At 31.6% G+C, this 16,589-nt stretch carries 15 protein-coding genes; all 15 read left to right on the plus strand.

The genetic code is table 11. From position 1 onward, the window contains the following. The first annotated feature begins 24 nt into the window (after positions 1–24). The 15 genes from EVJ46_07880 to tsaE all read left to right on the plus strand — a co-directional run bounded on the left by EVJ46_07880 (position 25) and on the right by tsaE (position 16,589). Entirely contained in the window at positions 25–1,569 is a 1,545-nt protein-coding gene (locus EVJ46_07880) for a DUF116 domain-containing protein (protein ID RZD16099.1), read from the plus strand. A gap of 261 nt (positions 1,570–1,830) precedes the next feature. Then, positions 1,831–2,895 (plus strand): radical SAM protein, encoded by a 1,065-nt coding sequence (locus EVJ46_07885; GenBank protein RZD16240.1) that lies wholly within the window; start codon positions 1,831–1,833, stop codon positions 2,893–2,895. Between the two features lie 165 nt (positions 2,896–3,060). Next, on the plus strand, positions 3,061–3,522 hold the full coding sequence (locus tag EVJ46_07890; GenBank protein ID RZD16100.1) for an OsmC family peroxiredoxin: 462 nt from the start codon (positions 3,061–3,063) through the stop codon (positions 3,520–3,522). 13 nt (positions 3,523–3,535) lie between these two features. After that, positions 3,536–4,165 (plus strand): class I SAM-dependent methyltransferase, encoded by a 630-nt coding sequence (locus tag EVJ46_07895; protein RZD16101.1) that lies wholly within the window; start codon positions 3,536–3,538, stop codon positions 4,163–4,165. Positions 4,166–4,227: 62 nt separating this feature from the next. Next, a complete protein-coding gene (tilS, locus tag EVJ46_07900; GenBank protein RZD16102.1) occupies positions 4,228–5,826 on the plus strand; it encodes a tRNA lysidine(34) synthetase TilS in 1,599 nt (532 codons plus the stop codon). Positions 5,827–6,262: 436 nt separating this feature from the next. Beyond that, entirely contained in the window at positions 6,263–8,110 is a 1,848-nt protein-coding gene (locus tag EVJ46_07905; protein RZD16103.1) for an ATP-dependent metallopeptidase FtsH/Yme1/Tma family protein, read from the plus strand. Between the two features lie 4 nt (positions 8,111–8,114). Continuing rightward, complete coding sequence (gene folP / locus EVJ46_07910) at positions 8,115–9,371, plus strand: dihydropteroate synthase (GenBank protein RZD16104.1); 1,257 nt, start codon at positions 8,115–8,117, stop codon at positions 9,369–9,371. A gap of 44 nt (positions 9,372–9,415) precedes the next feature. Next, a complete protein-coding gene (locus tag EVJ46_07915; GenBank protein ID RZD16105.1) occupies positions 9,416–10,273 on the plus strand; it encodes a TIGR00159 family protein in 858 nt (285 codons plus the stop codon). Next, positions 10,263–10,940: a YbbR-like domain-containing protein gene (locus EVJ46_07920; protein ID RZD16106.1), complete on the plus strand. Its 678-nt coding sequence runs from the start codon at positions 10,263–10,265 to the stop codon at positions 10,938–10,940. Before EVJ46_07915 ends, EVJ46_07920 begins: the two co-directional genes overlap by 11 nt. Further along, positions 10,933–12,291, plus strand: coding sequence for a phosphoglucosamine mutase (locus EVJ46_07925; protein ID RZD16107.1), 1,359 nt, complete (start codon positions 10,933–10,935; stop codon positions 12,289–12,291). Before EVJ46_07920 ends, EVJ46_07925 begins: the two co-directional genes overlap by 8 nt. A gap of 298 nt (positions 12,292–12,589) precedes the next feature. Beyond that, a complete protein-coding gene (locus EVJ46_07930; GenBank protein RZD16108.1) occupies positions 12,590–13,324 on the plus strand; it encodes a pyridoxine 5'-phosphate synthase in 735 nt (244 codons plus the stop codon). A 24-nt stretch (positions 13,325–13,348) separates the two neighbouring features. Then, positions 13,349–13,744: a holo-[acyl-carrier-protein] synthase gene (gene acpS, locus EVJ46_07935; protein ID RZD16109.1), complete on the plus strand. Its 396-nt coding sequence runs from the start codon at positions 13,349–13,351 to the stop codon at positions 13,742–13,744. Between the two features lie 108 nt (positions 13,745–13,852). Continuing rightward, complete coding sequence (locus EVJ46_07940; protein ID RZD16110.1) at positions 13,853–15,463, plus strand: NAD(P)H-hydrate dehydratase; 1,611 nt, start codon at positions 13,853–13,855, stop codon at positions 15,461–15,463. A gap of 158 nt (positions 15,464–15,621) precedes the next feature. After that, positions 15,622–16,086: a CBS domain-containing protein gene (locus EVJ46_07945; protein ID RZD16111.1), complete on the plus strand. Its 465-nt coding sequence runs from the start codon at positions 15,622–15,624 to the stop codon at positions 16,084–16,086. Continuing rightward, positions 16,083–16,589: a tRNA (adenosine(37)-N6)-threonylcarbamoyltransferase complex ATPase subunit type 1 TsaE gene (gene tsaE, locus EVJ46_07950; protein ID RZD16112.1), complete on the plus strand. Its 507-nt coding sequence runs from the start codon at positions 16,083–16,085 to the stop codon at positions 16,587–16,589. The genes EVJ46_07945 and tsaE overlap by 4 nt, the downstream gene beginning before the upstream one ends.

Genomic DNA, 16,589 nt, shown 5'->3' on the forward strand with positions numbered 1-16,589 from the left:
TAATATTAAATAATAAATAATAAAATGTTTAGAGTTATAGATACAGGGATTAAAGATTTTTCTTATAACATTGCTATGGACAAAGCAATGCTTGATTTAAGAAAAGACAATATAATTCCTGATACTTTGCGCTTTTTAACATTTAAACCTTGCACGCTTGCAGGGTTTCATCAGTCTGTATTCAATGAAATAAGAATAGATTATTGTAATGATAAAAACATTGATATAGGCCGCCGCATCACCGGCGGCGGCGCAATATATTTTGATGAAGCGCAATTGGGTTGGGAGTTAGTTTTTTCCTCAAAAACTCTTAAAGCTGCAAATTTTCAAAACTTAACTGAAAATATATGCAATGCATTTGTATCAGGCATTAATAAATTGGGTATTAATGCAAAATTTAGACCTAGAAACGATATTGAAGTAGATGGTAAAAAGATATCGGGTACAGGCGGAACATACGATTCGTCTATATTTTTTTTTCAAGGCACTTTGCTTTTGGATTTTAATCCTGAAAATATGGTAAAATCATTAAAAATTCCTGTAGAAAAATTAATATCAAAAAATTTTGATTCCATATCCGCAAGGGTCACATCTTTAAAAAACGTACTTGGATATATTCCAGATATAGAAATTGTAAAGTCTGTGATTATAGAAGGATTTTCAGAATATTTTAATATCCAGTTTACTTATGGAACACTGAGCGCGGAAGAAAATAATTATATTACTGAAAATCAAGAATATTATAAATCGGATGAATGGGTATATTCATCCGATAACGAACTGTTAGAAACTAAAACTATCAAAGATACATACAGATGCAGCGGGGGAATATTTAAAACTTTTGCCAAAGTTGATTATAAAAGAAAACTGCTAAAATATATTTATTTTACCGGAGATTATTTTGTTATACCTGAAAGAGCTATCGCTGATTTAGAAAGTTTTTTAAAAGATTGCGATATTAACGAATTAATTTTTAAAATAGATGAATTTTTTGAAAAATATACACCCGAATTTCAGAATGTTTCGAAAGTTGATTTTTTTAATATAATAAATAATATAATAGATAAAATAGCTTTTCTTAATGATTTTGGCATTAATGAAGACGAACTTTCACGTTTTATGCTGGTAAACGGAATGCAGCTATGCGATATAAAATCAGTAAAAGCTATTTTACTGCCTTATTGCGCTAAAAAAAAAGGCTGCGAATTTAGAAATGTCGACTATTGCTCAATATGCGGCGATTGCGAAACCGGTATAGCTTATAAATTTGCGAAAGACTTTAATTTATTGCCTGTTACGATAATTAATTATGAAAACCTTGTCGAAACATTAAATAAATTGAAAAATAATAATATAAATTCATATATCGGCTTTTGCTGCAAAGAATTTTATATTAAACGCAACAAAGCTTTTAAAGATTCGGGAATCAAAGCATTACTTATAGATATATCTTCTCCTTTATGCTATAATTATAAAAAAGAAGAAGACGCATATAAAGGTATCTTTGACGGGGAAACTATGCTCAATGCAAATATATTGCAAGATTTATCCAAGATTATAAGCAAATAAAAAAATTAATTTATAAATAAAAATTAAAGAATAAACAAAATAATAAATATTTATATTTATCTAAGTATTCCTTAATCTTGCAATAGAAAATATTTATGCGTTTCTTTGCTAGGTTATGCAAAATAAATATAATGGAAAGGTGTAAGATTCAAAAATGATGTAGAAAACAATATAGAAAAAATATAATAAATGAAAATGGAGAATGTTTATATGAATTATCAAGAGACAGGGATAGCTATTGCGGATACTGATTTAGAAACGATTCCTTTTGAAGAAAATTTAAATGATCATGCCGCCGAAAATTCGCCGGAATACCTTAAAATAAGCCTTGCTGCTGCGATGACACTTGGAATGGTGCCTGGATTATTTTATAGGAATGCATGTCTTCACTGTGTCAATGTTCTTTTGACTTATGATGATGGCTGCAGAGCAAATTGCGCTTATTGCGGTTTACAAAAATCCAGAGAAGGAAATTACAATGATAAAAGTTTTATAAGGGTTGACTGGCCTTCATTTAAAACCGAGGATATAGTTAAAACAACACTTGCTAAAAAAGATGTTGTCCAAAGAATATGCATCTCAATGATTACTCATGAGAACGCAAAAGAAGATACATTTACGCTGCTGCAGAATTTTACTAAGAACCTTCATTGTCCGACTTCTATACTATTAACCCCTACTATACTTAAACATTCCGACATAGATAAATTTAAAGAATACGGAGCAGATATGGTTACAGTGGCTCTTGATTGTGCAACGCCTGAATTATTTGACGAATATAGAGGCTCAGGTGTTAAAGGACCGCATAGATGGGATAAATATAACGATACATTGGATTATTCCGTTTCTGTTTTCGGAAAAAATAAAGTAGGATGTCATCTCGTGGTAGGACTTGGAGAAACCGAAAAAGAAATGGTTTTCAGGATGCAGGATGTTAGAAATAAAGGTGCTCGTTCCCATTTATTTTCATTTTATCAGGAAAAAGGTTCAAAATTAGACAGTCATCCGCAGTGTCCCGCAGGTCAATTTAGAAGAGTGCAGGTAGCTCGGCATATCATTGATTATGATATGGGTAATGCGGAAGATATGAAATTTGATGCTCAAGGTAAAATAGTGGATTTTGGAATTCCGTTTAAAGATGTCGCTATGATAGTTGAAACAGGAACGGCATTCAGAACTACCGGATGCCCAGGAAAATCGGAAATCTCTGCCTGCAACAGACCTTTTGGCGATTCTTCGCCTAGAAATATAAGGAGTTTCCCTTTTGAGTTAAATGCTTCAGATATTTCAAGAGTCAGAAAAGAACTTTTAGAATATTGTGATTAAATGAAAGGACAACCAGTAGATGTTGTTCTTATGCTTAATTCTGTTAGAAAAGAACTTTTATGATATTAATTAAACGGTATATTAAACAAGATGCCTCAAATTTAATATTCGAATGAATGTGAATAAAATGATAATTTTAAAAAAATAGATCAGTAGGAGAATAATATGGCAGATGGCGATAGAGTAGCGGTAAAAGTGAAACATCTTCATAATCTTCAAAATCAGATAATAACGGAAAAACATACGATAATCACTGATGAACCGAAGGGTTCCGGCGGGGATTGTCTTGCTATCAATCCTGTGGAACTTGCTATGGGAGCGGAAGGGGCATGCACTATTTCGGTTATTATGATGTTTGCAAAAAGAATGAAATATGATTTAAGAAATGTGGAAATAGATGTAGTCCATGAAAGAGTCAGAGTTGAAGAACTTAAAAGCGCAGGAACAAACATCGATGCAGAACGCGGATACGCTCATAAAATTACAAAAAAAATAAAATTTACTGGAAATCTTGACGAAGATCAGATTGACGAGTTGAAGCGTGTTTCTAAAAGATGTCCTGTTCATACAATGATAGAAAACAGGTCTTATTACGATACATCGTTTGAATACGAAGAAACAACATAGGAGAATATTGTAAATGCACAAATTTAATCCCGCCCATCATCAAAGATTAACATCTAAAGACAGATATGAACTGATGCCGCCGCAGATTGCAATTGATGAAATTAAAAAGGTTGTTGAAATTTTAAGTAACAGCGGTCAAAATGAAGTGAAAATTGCGGATATTGGATGCGGAAGCGGTTTTTTTACAATTCCTTTAATAAAAACAATTGCAGATATTGAAAATATTGATGTTAAGGTATATGCCTTAGATATCAGCGAAGAAATGCTTTCCTGCATAAAAGAAAATATTGAAAATGCCAATTTTAGCAAAAATCAAAAAAGCTGCGCAATATTAACAAAGTGCGAAGAGTCAAATATTACGTTGGAAGACGCCTCTATGGATATTATCCTGACATCTAACGTTTTTCATGAGATAGAACATAGATTGGATTATCTTAGCGAGATAAAAAGAGTGTTGAAACCGGGAGGTAATTTATTTCTTATTGACTGGGATAAAGAAGATAAAATATTGAAAATGGGACCGCCCGTTGAAGAAAGGCTTTCTTCGGCAGAATCAGTTGAATTATTAAGCGCCGCCGGATTCACAGATATAACCGAACTTCCTCTTTACAGTTCTTCATTCACTATTAAGAGCAAAAAATAGAAACATTATTCTGAAATATAATGTTATTAGATATGTTAAAGAAATTGCGAATTATATCATAAATGCCGTATTTTAATAAAGGAACTTCATTTTTTTTAAGAAAATTTATTTATACCGTTGAAGAGTTTGAACTTATCGAACGCGGCGATTTAATTCTTGCTGCCGTCAGCGGCGGTGTAGACTCTGTTTCGCTGTTGTATTCTCTTTATTTTTTAAGGCATATATTAGGTATTAAGATAGCATGCGCGGTATTTGACCACGAAATAAGAGAATCGTCATATAAAGAAGTTGAATATTTAAAAGATTTATGCAATATTTTATCCATCCGGTTTTACACAGACAAAGCTAATATCCTTGCAGAATCAAAAATTAATAAAAAAAGTATCGAAGAAACGGCAAGAAATTTCAGATATACATTTCTTTATAAAACTGCAGACAAAATACATGCCGATAAAATAGCGACGGCTCATCATCTTGATGATTTTGCCGAAAATTTTTTGATGAGAGCAATTACAGGCGGCGGGAGCGGTTCTATAGCGGGAATAAAAGTTAAGAACGGCATAATTATTCGTCCCTTTATTAAATTTTCCAAAAATGAAATTATCGATTTTGCCTGTTTAAATTCAATTAAATTTTTTGAAGACTATACTAATTATCAGGAAAATATTTTCAGAAATAATATAAGATTAAATATTATTCCAGAATTTAAAAAAATAAACCCCTCGTTTCTTGGCACGTTATATAGAACTTCTGAAGTTCTTCGAAAAGATGATGAATTTATTGAAAATTATGCAAAAGAAATTTTCAAAAATACTATATTGAATACCGAATATAAAGATTCCGGTATTTTAACTTTTAATATTGTTCATTTGCTAAAACTTCCAGAGGCAGTCTTATATAGGGTATTTAAGATTACTGTAAATGAAATCTTAATCGGAATGGGCAGTATAAACAATAATAGTCGTAATAGTTATGATAATATCGCTAATAACGAGAATTTTATTTCATACGGTAATTTTAAAAATCTTTTAAATATTATAAAAAGCAGTAAACCAAATATATCATTTAATCTTAATAAAAATATAAGAGTAATTAGAAGCTATGAAAAAATAATTTTTGAAAAGATAGAAAATAATAAATATATCAGAAAGATACGTGATATTAATTATTATTTGCCGTTAAATTATAAACATTATGAATATTTAATTAATTATAGCGATATTATTAAAAATAATGCATATAATATAAAGACAATTAATAAATCGGTTATTCATATAAAAGAGATAGATGTTGACTTCACAATAGGAAAATTGAACGGCGTTAACACAAAAATCATTATAAATAAATTAATAAAAAAAGAAATTAAAAAGCATTCAGCTAACGCCATATTATTCGATTTTGATAAACTGTCATTTCCCGTAAAAATTAGAAATTTTATTAATGGTGACAGATTTATTCCTTTGGGAATGGAGCATGAAAAAAAAGTTAAAGATTTTTTTATAGACAAAAAAATACCCGAATTATATAGACAGAACCTGCCGCTTATTCTTTTCGGCGGACAAATCGTATGGATAGGGTTTATTATGATGAGCGATACTATAAAAATATCGGAGTTTACAAAAAACATAGGGTATATTAAATTATTAAATAATAATGAATAAAATAACATATAGTATTTAATTATTAAACAATAATAAATAAATGAAATTGTTATAGTATTAAATTATTAAAAAATAATAAATGAAACAATCATTATACTATTATAGTATTTTTGAAGTATATAAAGCTGGCATATAAAAGCATATAAAATTAGTAAATAAAAAACAGTATATTTATATTGAAAAAAAACTTTAAATATGACATATTTAATATTGAATATATATTGAAAATATTTTTACTTTGTAGGGTGTCGGCATAAAGGGTTTTTAAGTTTGCAATTTAAAACATAAAAAAAATAAAATCAAATAATGCAGAAATATATAATTATAGCAGGCATGTTTTTGTTTACAAGTGAAAATATAAAAAAATAAAATAACTTACACGACATAAGCTGTTAATAAATTACAAACTATTAAGAATTAAGGAGGATATTCTAATTTGAATCCCAAAATTAAAAATATTTTATTGTGGGTTTTTATTATTTTTCTAATGATATTTATATTTACAATGTTTAATCATCATAAACCTAAATCTCAGAAAATAATATTTTCATCATTATTAAGCGATATAAAAGCGGGTAAGATAAAAACTATAACAATTGAATCTCATAACATACTAGGAGTTTTCAAAACAGGTAAAAAATTTAAATCTTATGCCCCGACGCATCCCGGTTTGGTTCCTTTGTTAGAAAAATACAAAGTGCCGATAACTGCCAAACCTGTGCCGAGTTCACCTTGGTATATGTCGTTTTTATTATCATGGCTGCCTATGATTCTTATTTTATTCGCATTCTGGTACTTTTTCTGGAGGCAGATGCAGGGAGGAGCCGGAAAGGCAATGTCTTTTGGTAAATCTAAAGCAAAATTAATGGACGAATCTGCCAAAAAGATAACTTTTGCAGATGTTGCAGGCATAGATGAATCTAAACAGGAGCTTGAAGAGATTGTAGATTTTTTAAAAGATCCAAAAAAATTTACAAAATTAGGCGGCAGGATACCTCACGGAGTGCTGCTTGTCGGACCTCCCGGCACAGGTAAAACACTGCTTGCAAAAGCGATAGCCGGAGAGGCAGGAGTGCCTTTTTTCAGCATAAGCGGTTCCGATTTTGTCGAAATGTTTGTCGGAGTCGGCGCATCAAGAGTAAGGGATCTTTTTGCCCAGGGCAAGAAAAATGCTCCATGCATAATATTTATAGATGAAATTGATGCCGTAGGCAGACATAGAGGCGCAGGTTTAGGCGGGGGACATGATGAAAGAGAACAAACGTTGAATCAGCTGCTTGTTGAAATGGACGGGTTTGAAGCCAACGACGGAGTAATTTTAATTGCCGCCACCAACAGACCCGATGTTTTAGATCCAGCCCTTTTAAGACCGGGCAGATTTGACAGACAGGTAATTGTTCCTAAGCCTGATATAAAAGGAAGAGAAGGAATACTGAAAGTTCATACTAAAGGTATACCTTTAGACAAAGATGTCGACCTTGGAATTATAGCGCGGGGAACACCCGGATTTTCAGGCGCAGACCTTGCAAATATGGTGAACGAATCAGCTTTATTGGCTGCGAGAAAAAATAGAACAACAGTCAAAATGGAAGATATTGAAGAAGCTAAAGATAAAGTTATGATGGGTACGGAAAGACGCAGTATGGTCATCAGCGATAAAGAGAAAAAAATAACCGCTTTTCATGAAGCCGGACATACTATCGTCGCAAAAATGCTTCCGGGAAGCGATCCTATACATAAAGTTACGATTATCCCCCGGGGTATGGCAATGGGATTGACTCAGCAGCTGCCGATAGATGAAAAGCATAATTACGATGAAGAATTTCTTCTGAACGAAGTAGCCATTCTTCTCGGCGGCAGAAGCGCCGAAGAGTTAATATTTCATTCTATGACTACCGGCGCGTCCAATGACATTGAAAGAGCTACGGACATTGCAAGAAAAATGGTTTGCGAATGGGGAATGAGCAAAAAGTTAGGACCTCTTACATTTGGAAAAAAAGACGAGCAGATTTTTCTCGGAAGAGAATTTGCGCAGCATAAAGACTATTCTGAATCGACTGCCGTCGTCATTGACGGTGAAGTTAGAGACATAGTAGAATCTAATCATGATAGAGCTATAAAAATTTTAACCGATAATATGGATATATTAAAGGATCTTGCAAATACCCTGATTGAAAAAGAGACGGTTAACGGTAATGATATAGATGCTATAATTTTAGCGCATAAACCTGACTATAAAAATAGCGATTTAAAAGACGTTCCCGCTGAAACTGTAGCGGAGTAAAATTATGCATGCTTATCTTGTTGACGTTTTTGATTCTAAATTAGCCATAAGCGAATTAGATAAGATAGGTGTTTCAAAATCCGGAAAGTATATTATGTCTAATAAGCTCATTTTTATTGTTATTAAGCTGAAGAATATAAATTCTACCGCATTGAATATACTAAAACAGGAAGCGTTAAGCATAGGGGCGGAATTAGCAAATCACCGAGATGTTATAACAGGAAAAATTAACATATCGGACGGCATTTTGTTTGGCACTCTGGTGCAGCTCCGTATTATCGTAAAAAAGATAAGGCATCAGCAATTCGGTCTTAAAGAGCTTTCTTCCGATATTGAAAATATATTAGATGTAGTCAATATTAACGTTGAGCACATTGACTCAAATAATTCTGATTTAAAATTTAAAATATTAAAAACAAATAAAAAAGACATAACGTTAGGAAAAGTTCCTTTGATAATGGGAATTCTTAATGTCACTCCCGATTCGTTTTCTGACGGAGGACTCTATTTTAATTTTGAAGATGCGGTCAATAGAGGATTTGAAATTGTAAAGGAAGGAGCGGATATAATTGATATCGGCGGCGAATCTACAAGACCTGCAGCTGATTTTATAGATATTCAGACAGAAATAGACAGGGTGTGTCCAGTAATTAAAAAATTATCTGAAAATATAGATGTTCCCATTTCAATAGACACCAGAAAGCCTGAAGTTGCAAAAGAAGCAATTCTGGCGGGGGCTGCCATAGTAAACGATGTTTCCGGTTTGACATATGAACCTGACGATATGATTAATGTCTTAACCTCATATGATGTTCCATATATTTTAATGCATTCCAGGAATAAAAATCCGCAGAATATGCAGATTGACGTGGAACCTTATAACGATGCAGCGTTTGATATTATTCTGTATTTCAGCGAAAAGCTGGCATATTTAAAATCTAAAGGTTTTGATACTGATAAAGTAGTTTTAGACCCTGGTTTCGGTTTTGCAAAATCGGCGGAAGACAATTATGATATTTTAAATTATATATTATCTTTTAAATCACTGAATTTGCCAATTTTAGCAGGTGTTTCGAGAAAATCCTTTATTAAAAAGATTACTGGCGGACAAAAAGAAGATCTGCTTATCGGCAATATCGCTTTGGCATCTTATCTTACGTTGAAAAATATCGATATTATCAGAGTTCACGATGTAAGACAGACTAAAACGGCTTTAAATACCATTGCAAAATTGAAAGAGAATCTCGTAAGACATCAATAACTTCAATTTGCTTTCAACATTAAATTTTATATTAAATTTTTTATATGCTTTCCTTATTGCTTCAAAATTTTGGATGGCAGGATATTGCCGATATACTATTTGTAGCTTTTATAATATATCGCATATTAATGCTTATCAAGGGTACAGGAGCATTTCAGGTACTAATCGGACTTATTGTCATATTTTTAATTTTTTTAATAGCGGTAATTTTAAAACTTTATGCTACGGAATTTATTTTTGGCGATTTTTTAAGTTCAATAATTATCGTTATAATAGTGCTTTTTCGCAATGAAATAAGAAAAGCTCTGATTGACGTAGGAAAAAATCCATTTGCTATTGCCCGCAATAAACTTGAAAAAGTCAGCATTATAGAAGAAACTTCGCATGCCGTTATAGAGCTGGCAAATAAACGAATAGGAGCGATAATTGTTTTTGAAAGAAATGTATTTCTTGGAGACTATTTAAAAATAGGGGTGAAGTTAGATTCTTTAATTTCCAAGGAATTACTGATAAGTATTTTTACGCAGCCTTCACCGCTTCATGACGGTGCGGTTATTATACAAAAAGGCAGAATTTCTGCCGCTTCGTGCTATCTTCCTTTGTCAACCGATGAAAATATAGACCAGAATTTTGGCACAAGGCACAGGTCCGCTATCGGACTTTCAGAATTAACGGATGCTTTTTCTATAGTAGTTTCCGAAGAAACAGGATATGTTTCGATAGTAATGCCTAAAAAAATTATTAAAATTTCAAATATAGAAGAGTTAAGGGTTGTTTTATTTAAAAATATATCAGAACAGACTAATGAAAATAAATTATTATTAAAATCAGTTTATGAATTAATCTTTGGTACCAAGAAAACCGAGGACGTTAATAAGAACGACGGCAGCGATGATGAATAAAAATTTAAGAAATATAATAAACATAATAAAAGATAATTTCTGGCTCAAATTAATTTCTTTATTTATCGCTATTTTTATATGGATATATGTTATAGGCGGAAAAAAATACGATATTAATTTGCATGCCGGTCTTAAGATATATGCATTGCCAAAAGGGCTCGCCATCAGCAATACTCTGCCGAAAAAAATTATAGTAAAGCTGAGGGGTTCAAAAATTTCATTTATGAAATTAAACAAAAAAATATATTTCAGGATTAACGGCAGTTCCCTTTTAAGTAAAAAAAATACGTTAATATTAGGACAGTCATATTTAAATCTGCCTTCAGGGATAAGGGTTGTAAGGATTTATCCTAAGATAATTCCTGTAATCATAAGCAGAATCGTCGTAAAATATATTAAAATTCTGCCTATATTTAAGGGAAAATTTAAAAAAGGCTATTATTTAAAGAATATTTCATTTTTTCCGCAATATGTTAAAATTAAAGGACCTAAAGATATTGTGGATAATCTTTCCGTTATTACGACAAAAAAAATAAATATCGGCAATTTTAAAAATAACGAATCGGTAAGGGTAGAATTACTTGACCCTACAAAATTAATTAAAATTTTATATAAGAGGAAAATTAATATAAATCTGATTGTAGGCAGGATTAAAAAAAATGCGTAAATTATTTGGAACGGACGGTGTAAGAGGTATTGCGAACAAAGATCCGCTGACGCCTGAAAACGCGTTAAGACTTGGCATGGCGCTAATCTACATTTTAAATTTAAAATCTCCTGGAAAAAAATTAAAAGTAGTTATAGGAAAAGATACGAGAATTTCAGGTTATATATTTGAAACGGCTCTTTCTTCGGGTATTTGCTCCATGGGTTCAGATGTGTATCTTATAGGTCCTATGCCTACTCCCGGCGTTGCGTTTATAACGTCAAGCATGCGTGCAGACGCCGGAGTTGTAATTTCTGCATCGCATAATCCGTATTATGATAACGGTATAAAATTTTTTGACAGCAAGGGATTTAAATTTCCTGAAGAGATTGAATATAAAATAGAAGATATTTTTTTTTCGTCTATACTTGATTCAAGCAAACTTAGACCGGTAAATGCTAATGTAGGCAAAGCACACCGAATTGACGACGCAACGGGGAGATATGTAATTTTTGCAAAGCTTACATTTCCAAAATGTTTAACATTAAACGGACTTAAAATTGTAATTGACTGTGCAAACGGTGCAGGATATAAAGCTGCTCCGGAAGTATTCAGCGAATTAGGAGCGGAAGTCATAGTTGTGGCATCAAGACCTGACGGTCTAAATATAAATGAAAAATGCGGTTCCACGTATCCGGAATTTATAAGTTCGGAAGTTCTGAAAAATAAAGCGGACTTAGGCATTGCATTTGACGGAGACGGCGATAGGGCTATTTTTTGCGATGAAAACGGCAGTATTTTATATGGTGATGAGTTTCTTGCTATTTGCGCTTTATATATGAAAAACATCGGAGAATTAAAAAATAACGGAGTAGTTACGACGTCCATGTCTAATATCGCTCTTGAAATATTGATGAAGAAAAACGGGATTAATATAATATATGCCGATGTCGGCGACAGATATATAATGGAAAAAATGGTTGAACAGGGATATAATCTCGGCGGTGAACAATCAGGACACGTTATTTTTTTAGATGATGCAAACACGGGGGATGGAATAATATCCGCTTTAAAACTTTTAACTATTATGATAAGATTAAATAAATCGCTTTCTGAACTGAGAAAGGTTATGACGCCGTTTCCGCAGGTTTTAATAAATATAGATGTTCCGTATAAAAAGAATTTAGATGAATTGCCGGAGTTCAATAAAAAAATTAATTATTATAATAAAATATTGGAGAATAGAGGAAGAATTTTTATAAGATATTCAGGAACGCAAAATTATTTAAGAATTCTCGTAGAAGGCGAGGATGGCGAAGAAATTAAAAAAATAGGGCTCGACCTTAAAGAAGAATTGCTGAAGCATTTTTGAAGTTTGTTTAATATTATTTGGTTTACTTTATTTTAATATTTTTATATAGACGACAAATAGATAGAATATATATACATAGATAGATACATAGATAGACAGGTATGTAGGTAGAGCATACTTATTTTCATATAAATAATGCATATGCCGTATATATTAATGTTTTTTATATTTTTATATTTTTATATTTTTTTAATTTTTTTTATGTTTTATTTAATTTTTTATATAGATTTTTATATATTTGACAATTCTTTAATTATTAATTATTTATAATTGTTTATTCGGAGGTTTTTGAATTTATATGAAATTAGGCGTTAATATTGACCACATTGCGACCATCAGAAATGCGCGCGCAGGGGATTTTCCGTCGCCTCTTTATGCCGCTTTTACTGTTTTAGAAGCCGGTGCTTTTAATGTAACTTGTCATCTCAGGGAGGACAGGCGGCATATAAAAGAAAGCGATATAAGATTAATTTCCGAACAGACGAAAAGATTAAATTTGGAAATGGCTGCAAACGATGAAATAATTTCCATAGCGCTTGATGTCATTCCAAGGTCAATTACGCTTGTTCCTGAAAAAAGACAGGAGCTGACCACCGAAGGCGGTCTTAATGTCGCTCTCGATATCGAAAAATATAAAAGAATTAATAATAAATTCAGGTCTAAGGATATAAACGTATCGGCATTCATTGAACCGGAAGAACTTCAAATTGAAGCTGCAAAAAAAGCCGATTTTAATTTTATTGAGATTCACACCGGAAAATATGCGCAATATCTTGACCCTTATAAACGGCAGGAAGAACTGGCGAAAATTAAAAAAGCGGCAGAGTTTGCTTTGAGCGCAGGGCTTAGCGTAAATGCGGGACATGGATTAAATTATGAAAATACCGGAGATATAGCCGAGATAGAAGGAATATATGAACTTAATATAGGCTATTCTATTGTAGCGCACGCTATATTTGCAGGTCTTAATAACGCCGTTAAAGAAATGCTGGAAATACTTAAAGCAGCCGAATTAACAAAACATTGCGGATAATAAAACAATTAAAGGATTTTATAGGTGATTAGCGGGATAGGTATTGACATCGTAGGCGTAGAAAGGATTAAATACCTCGTAGAGACTTACGGCGATAGATTTCTAAATAGAGTTTTTTCGTTAACTGAATTAAATAATATTTATAAAATTAAAAATAAAAGTAATATCGAACAAAAAATAGCCGGTTTTTTTGCGGCAAAAGAAGCTTTTTTAAAATCTTTGCACATAGGACTTTTTTCTATACCATTGAATTGCATTGCCGTATATAATAAGCAAAGCGGAGCTCCTTTTTTATTTATAGATGATAAAATAAAAAAATTTATCTTAGATACTTATAATATTAAAATCGGCACGATAAATTTATCTATTTCTCATGATAACGGTTTAGCTATAGCTACCGTAATAATTGAAAATACATAATTTATGCAATTTATATATATAATATATAATATATAATATATTTAGATAATATTTTTATACTTATATAATTACAATGCTGCCTTAATAAATACATTCTATTTGATTATAATGAAATTATACTATTCGGAAAACTTAAAGCAGATAGATTCTAAAACATATTCGGATTTCGGCTATTCTGAAGCTGTTTTAATGGAAAATGCAGGTTCAGGCTGTTTTAGAGAATTTGTTAAAGTTTACAATAAGAACGAAAACGTATTAAGTAAAAATTACGTAATTTCCGTTATCTGCGGAAAAGGTAATAACGGAGGGGACGGTTTTGTGTTCTCGCGATATTTATTTAATGCGGGATATAACGTAAAAACAATTATACTTGCCGAGCCGAATAATTATACCGGCATTGCAAAATTAAATCTTGATATTTTAATAAAATTAAATGTTGAAATAATTCAGGCAGTTAATGAAAATGATATAAATATTTTATCAGAATTATTAAACGATACGGATATACTTATAGACGCTATTTTTGGAATAGGCATAAATAGGGATATTGCAGGTTTTTATAAAAATGTGATAGAAATTATAGAAAGCAAAAACAATTATGATGTTATATGTTTAGATAACCCAAGCGGTTTTAATACCGATAGCGGTTTTTATATGGGAACAGGAATAAAAAATAATATTAAAAAAATATTTACGTTCGGCGGTTTAAAAGTAGGATTTTATCTGAATGAAGGTGAAAAATTAAATTTACATGACAAAACGATACTGATAGATATAAATCATCCGCGTGCTCTATTAGACAGCTGTCATGCGAATATTGAAATTCTGGAAGAAAAAAAAATATCCGCTTATTTGCCGGAAAGATTGTCTTTTAATACAAAATTTGACTACGGTCATGTGTTAATTATAGCGGGCAGTCCGGGAAAAACAGGCGCCGCCTATATGTCTTCTTTGTCAGCATTTAAAGCCGGTGCAGGGCTTGTAACTTTGGCAGTGCCTTATGAGCTTAATCATATTTTAGAAATCAAAACATCTGAAGTAATGACTTATCCGGTGATTAACGACGGTTCAGGCTGTTTTAATATTAACGGAGCCGACGATATTTCAAAAAACTTGTTAAAAAACAAAACTGCGGTTGTTATAGGTCCGGGACTCGGATTAAAAAAGGAAACTGCCGATTTTTTATATAATATTCTTGAATTAATTGAAGTTCCTATTGTTATAGATGCCGACGGATTAAATTTAATTTCTGAAGATATGAACTTTCTTAAAAAATTAACAAAGAAAAATAAACATATCGTATTGACGCCTCATTATAAAGAAATGGAAAGACTTGCTAAAATAGACAGAAAAATAATAGAAAAAGACCCTATTAAAATCGGCGGTGATTTTGTCAGAGAATACGGCGTATGTTTATTATTAAAAGGCGCGAGCATGTTTGCATTCAGTAATAATTTAAGCAATAAAGCGATTCAGTATAAACATAGCCCGCTGCTTGCAAGCGGCGGAAGCGGCGATGTTTTAAGCGGTTTAATAGGTTCTTTTATAGCTCAGGGTCTTGATTTATATAAATCAATCTGTCTATCTTCATATTTATTGGTATATTCTGCAAATAATCTTCGGAAGCAATACGGTGAATCGGGCGCCGGCGCGGTTAAAATAGCCTTAAATATACCAAATGCCGTAAGATTATTGAGAAATGATAATATAGAAAAATGATAATATAGAAAAACATAAAAAATAAACGAGCAAATAAAAAACAAAAAAACTATACTTGAATGAATAATATATAATAACTAACATAGCACAAAACTAAATAAAATAAATAAAAATATTATAATATAAATTTAATAAACAATTTATGGAGCGAAATTCTTATGATTACCGCTAAAGATATAATGAGTACGGATTTAGTGACAGTTAAGGAAGATACCGATATAAAAACTTTATCTAAAATATTTATAGAAAAAAAAATTAATTCTGTGCCGGTAGTAGATGATGAAGGCAAGCTTATAGGCATAGTGTCGGAAACAGACCTTGTCTATCAAGACGCGAGTCTTCATATACCTACTGTTTTTAGTATATTTGACAGTGTTTTTTATCTTCAGAGCTCTAAACATTTTAAAGAAGATTTAAATAAAATAACCGCTTCAAAAGTGAAAGATATTATGACGAAAAAAGTTCTGTCCATAAAAGAAAATGAATCTATATATGATATCGCAAGTATAATCACCGAAAAAAAATTTTATTCAATACCGGTCGTTGACGACAATGATAAATTAAAAGGAATAGTTTCAAGATTTGATATTATAAAATCTATGACGGATGAAAATAAAAAATGAATTTGCCGTTTAAATATGTATCAAAATTGCCTGCCGAAACGGAACAAATAGCGGAAGAATTTGGAAGTATGGTGTCGTGCGGAGATTTTATTCTTTTAAAAGGAAGACTTGGGGCAGGAAAAACAAAATTTGTTTCCGGTATGACTAAGTATTTTTGCCATGTCAAAGATAGCGGCAATATCGTAACCAGTCCCACTTTTAGCTTGATGAACAGATACTTTTGCGGTATAGATAAAAGCAACAAAGAGATTGTCATCGACCATTTTGATTTTTATAGATTAAAAAATTTATACGACCTTGAAAATTCGGGTTTTTTTGATTCTTTATCATCTGATTCCATTACAATAGCGGAATGGGGAGATAAAATAGGATTTGATTATATAAATATTATAAAAAATTATTATTTTGAAGTGAATATAGCTGTCAATGAAGCAGATAATGAGTTTACGGCAGAAAATTTATACAGAGAGATAATTATCGAAAAAAAAATAATTAAAAATTAA

Origin of the sequence: Candidatus Acididesulfobacter guangdongensis (genome assembly GCA_004195045.1) — a bacterium.
In the GTDB taxonomy this organism is placed as follows: Bacteria; SZUA-79; SZUA-79; order Acidulodesulfobacterales; family Acidulodesulfobacteraceae; genus Acididesulfobacter; species Acididesulfobacter guangdongensis.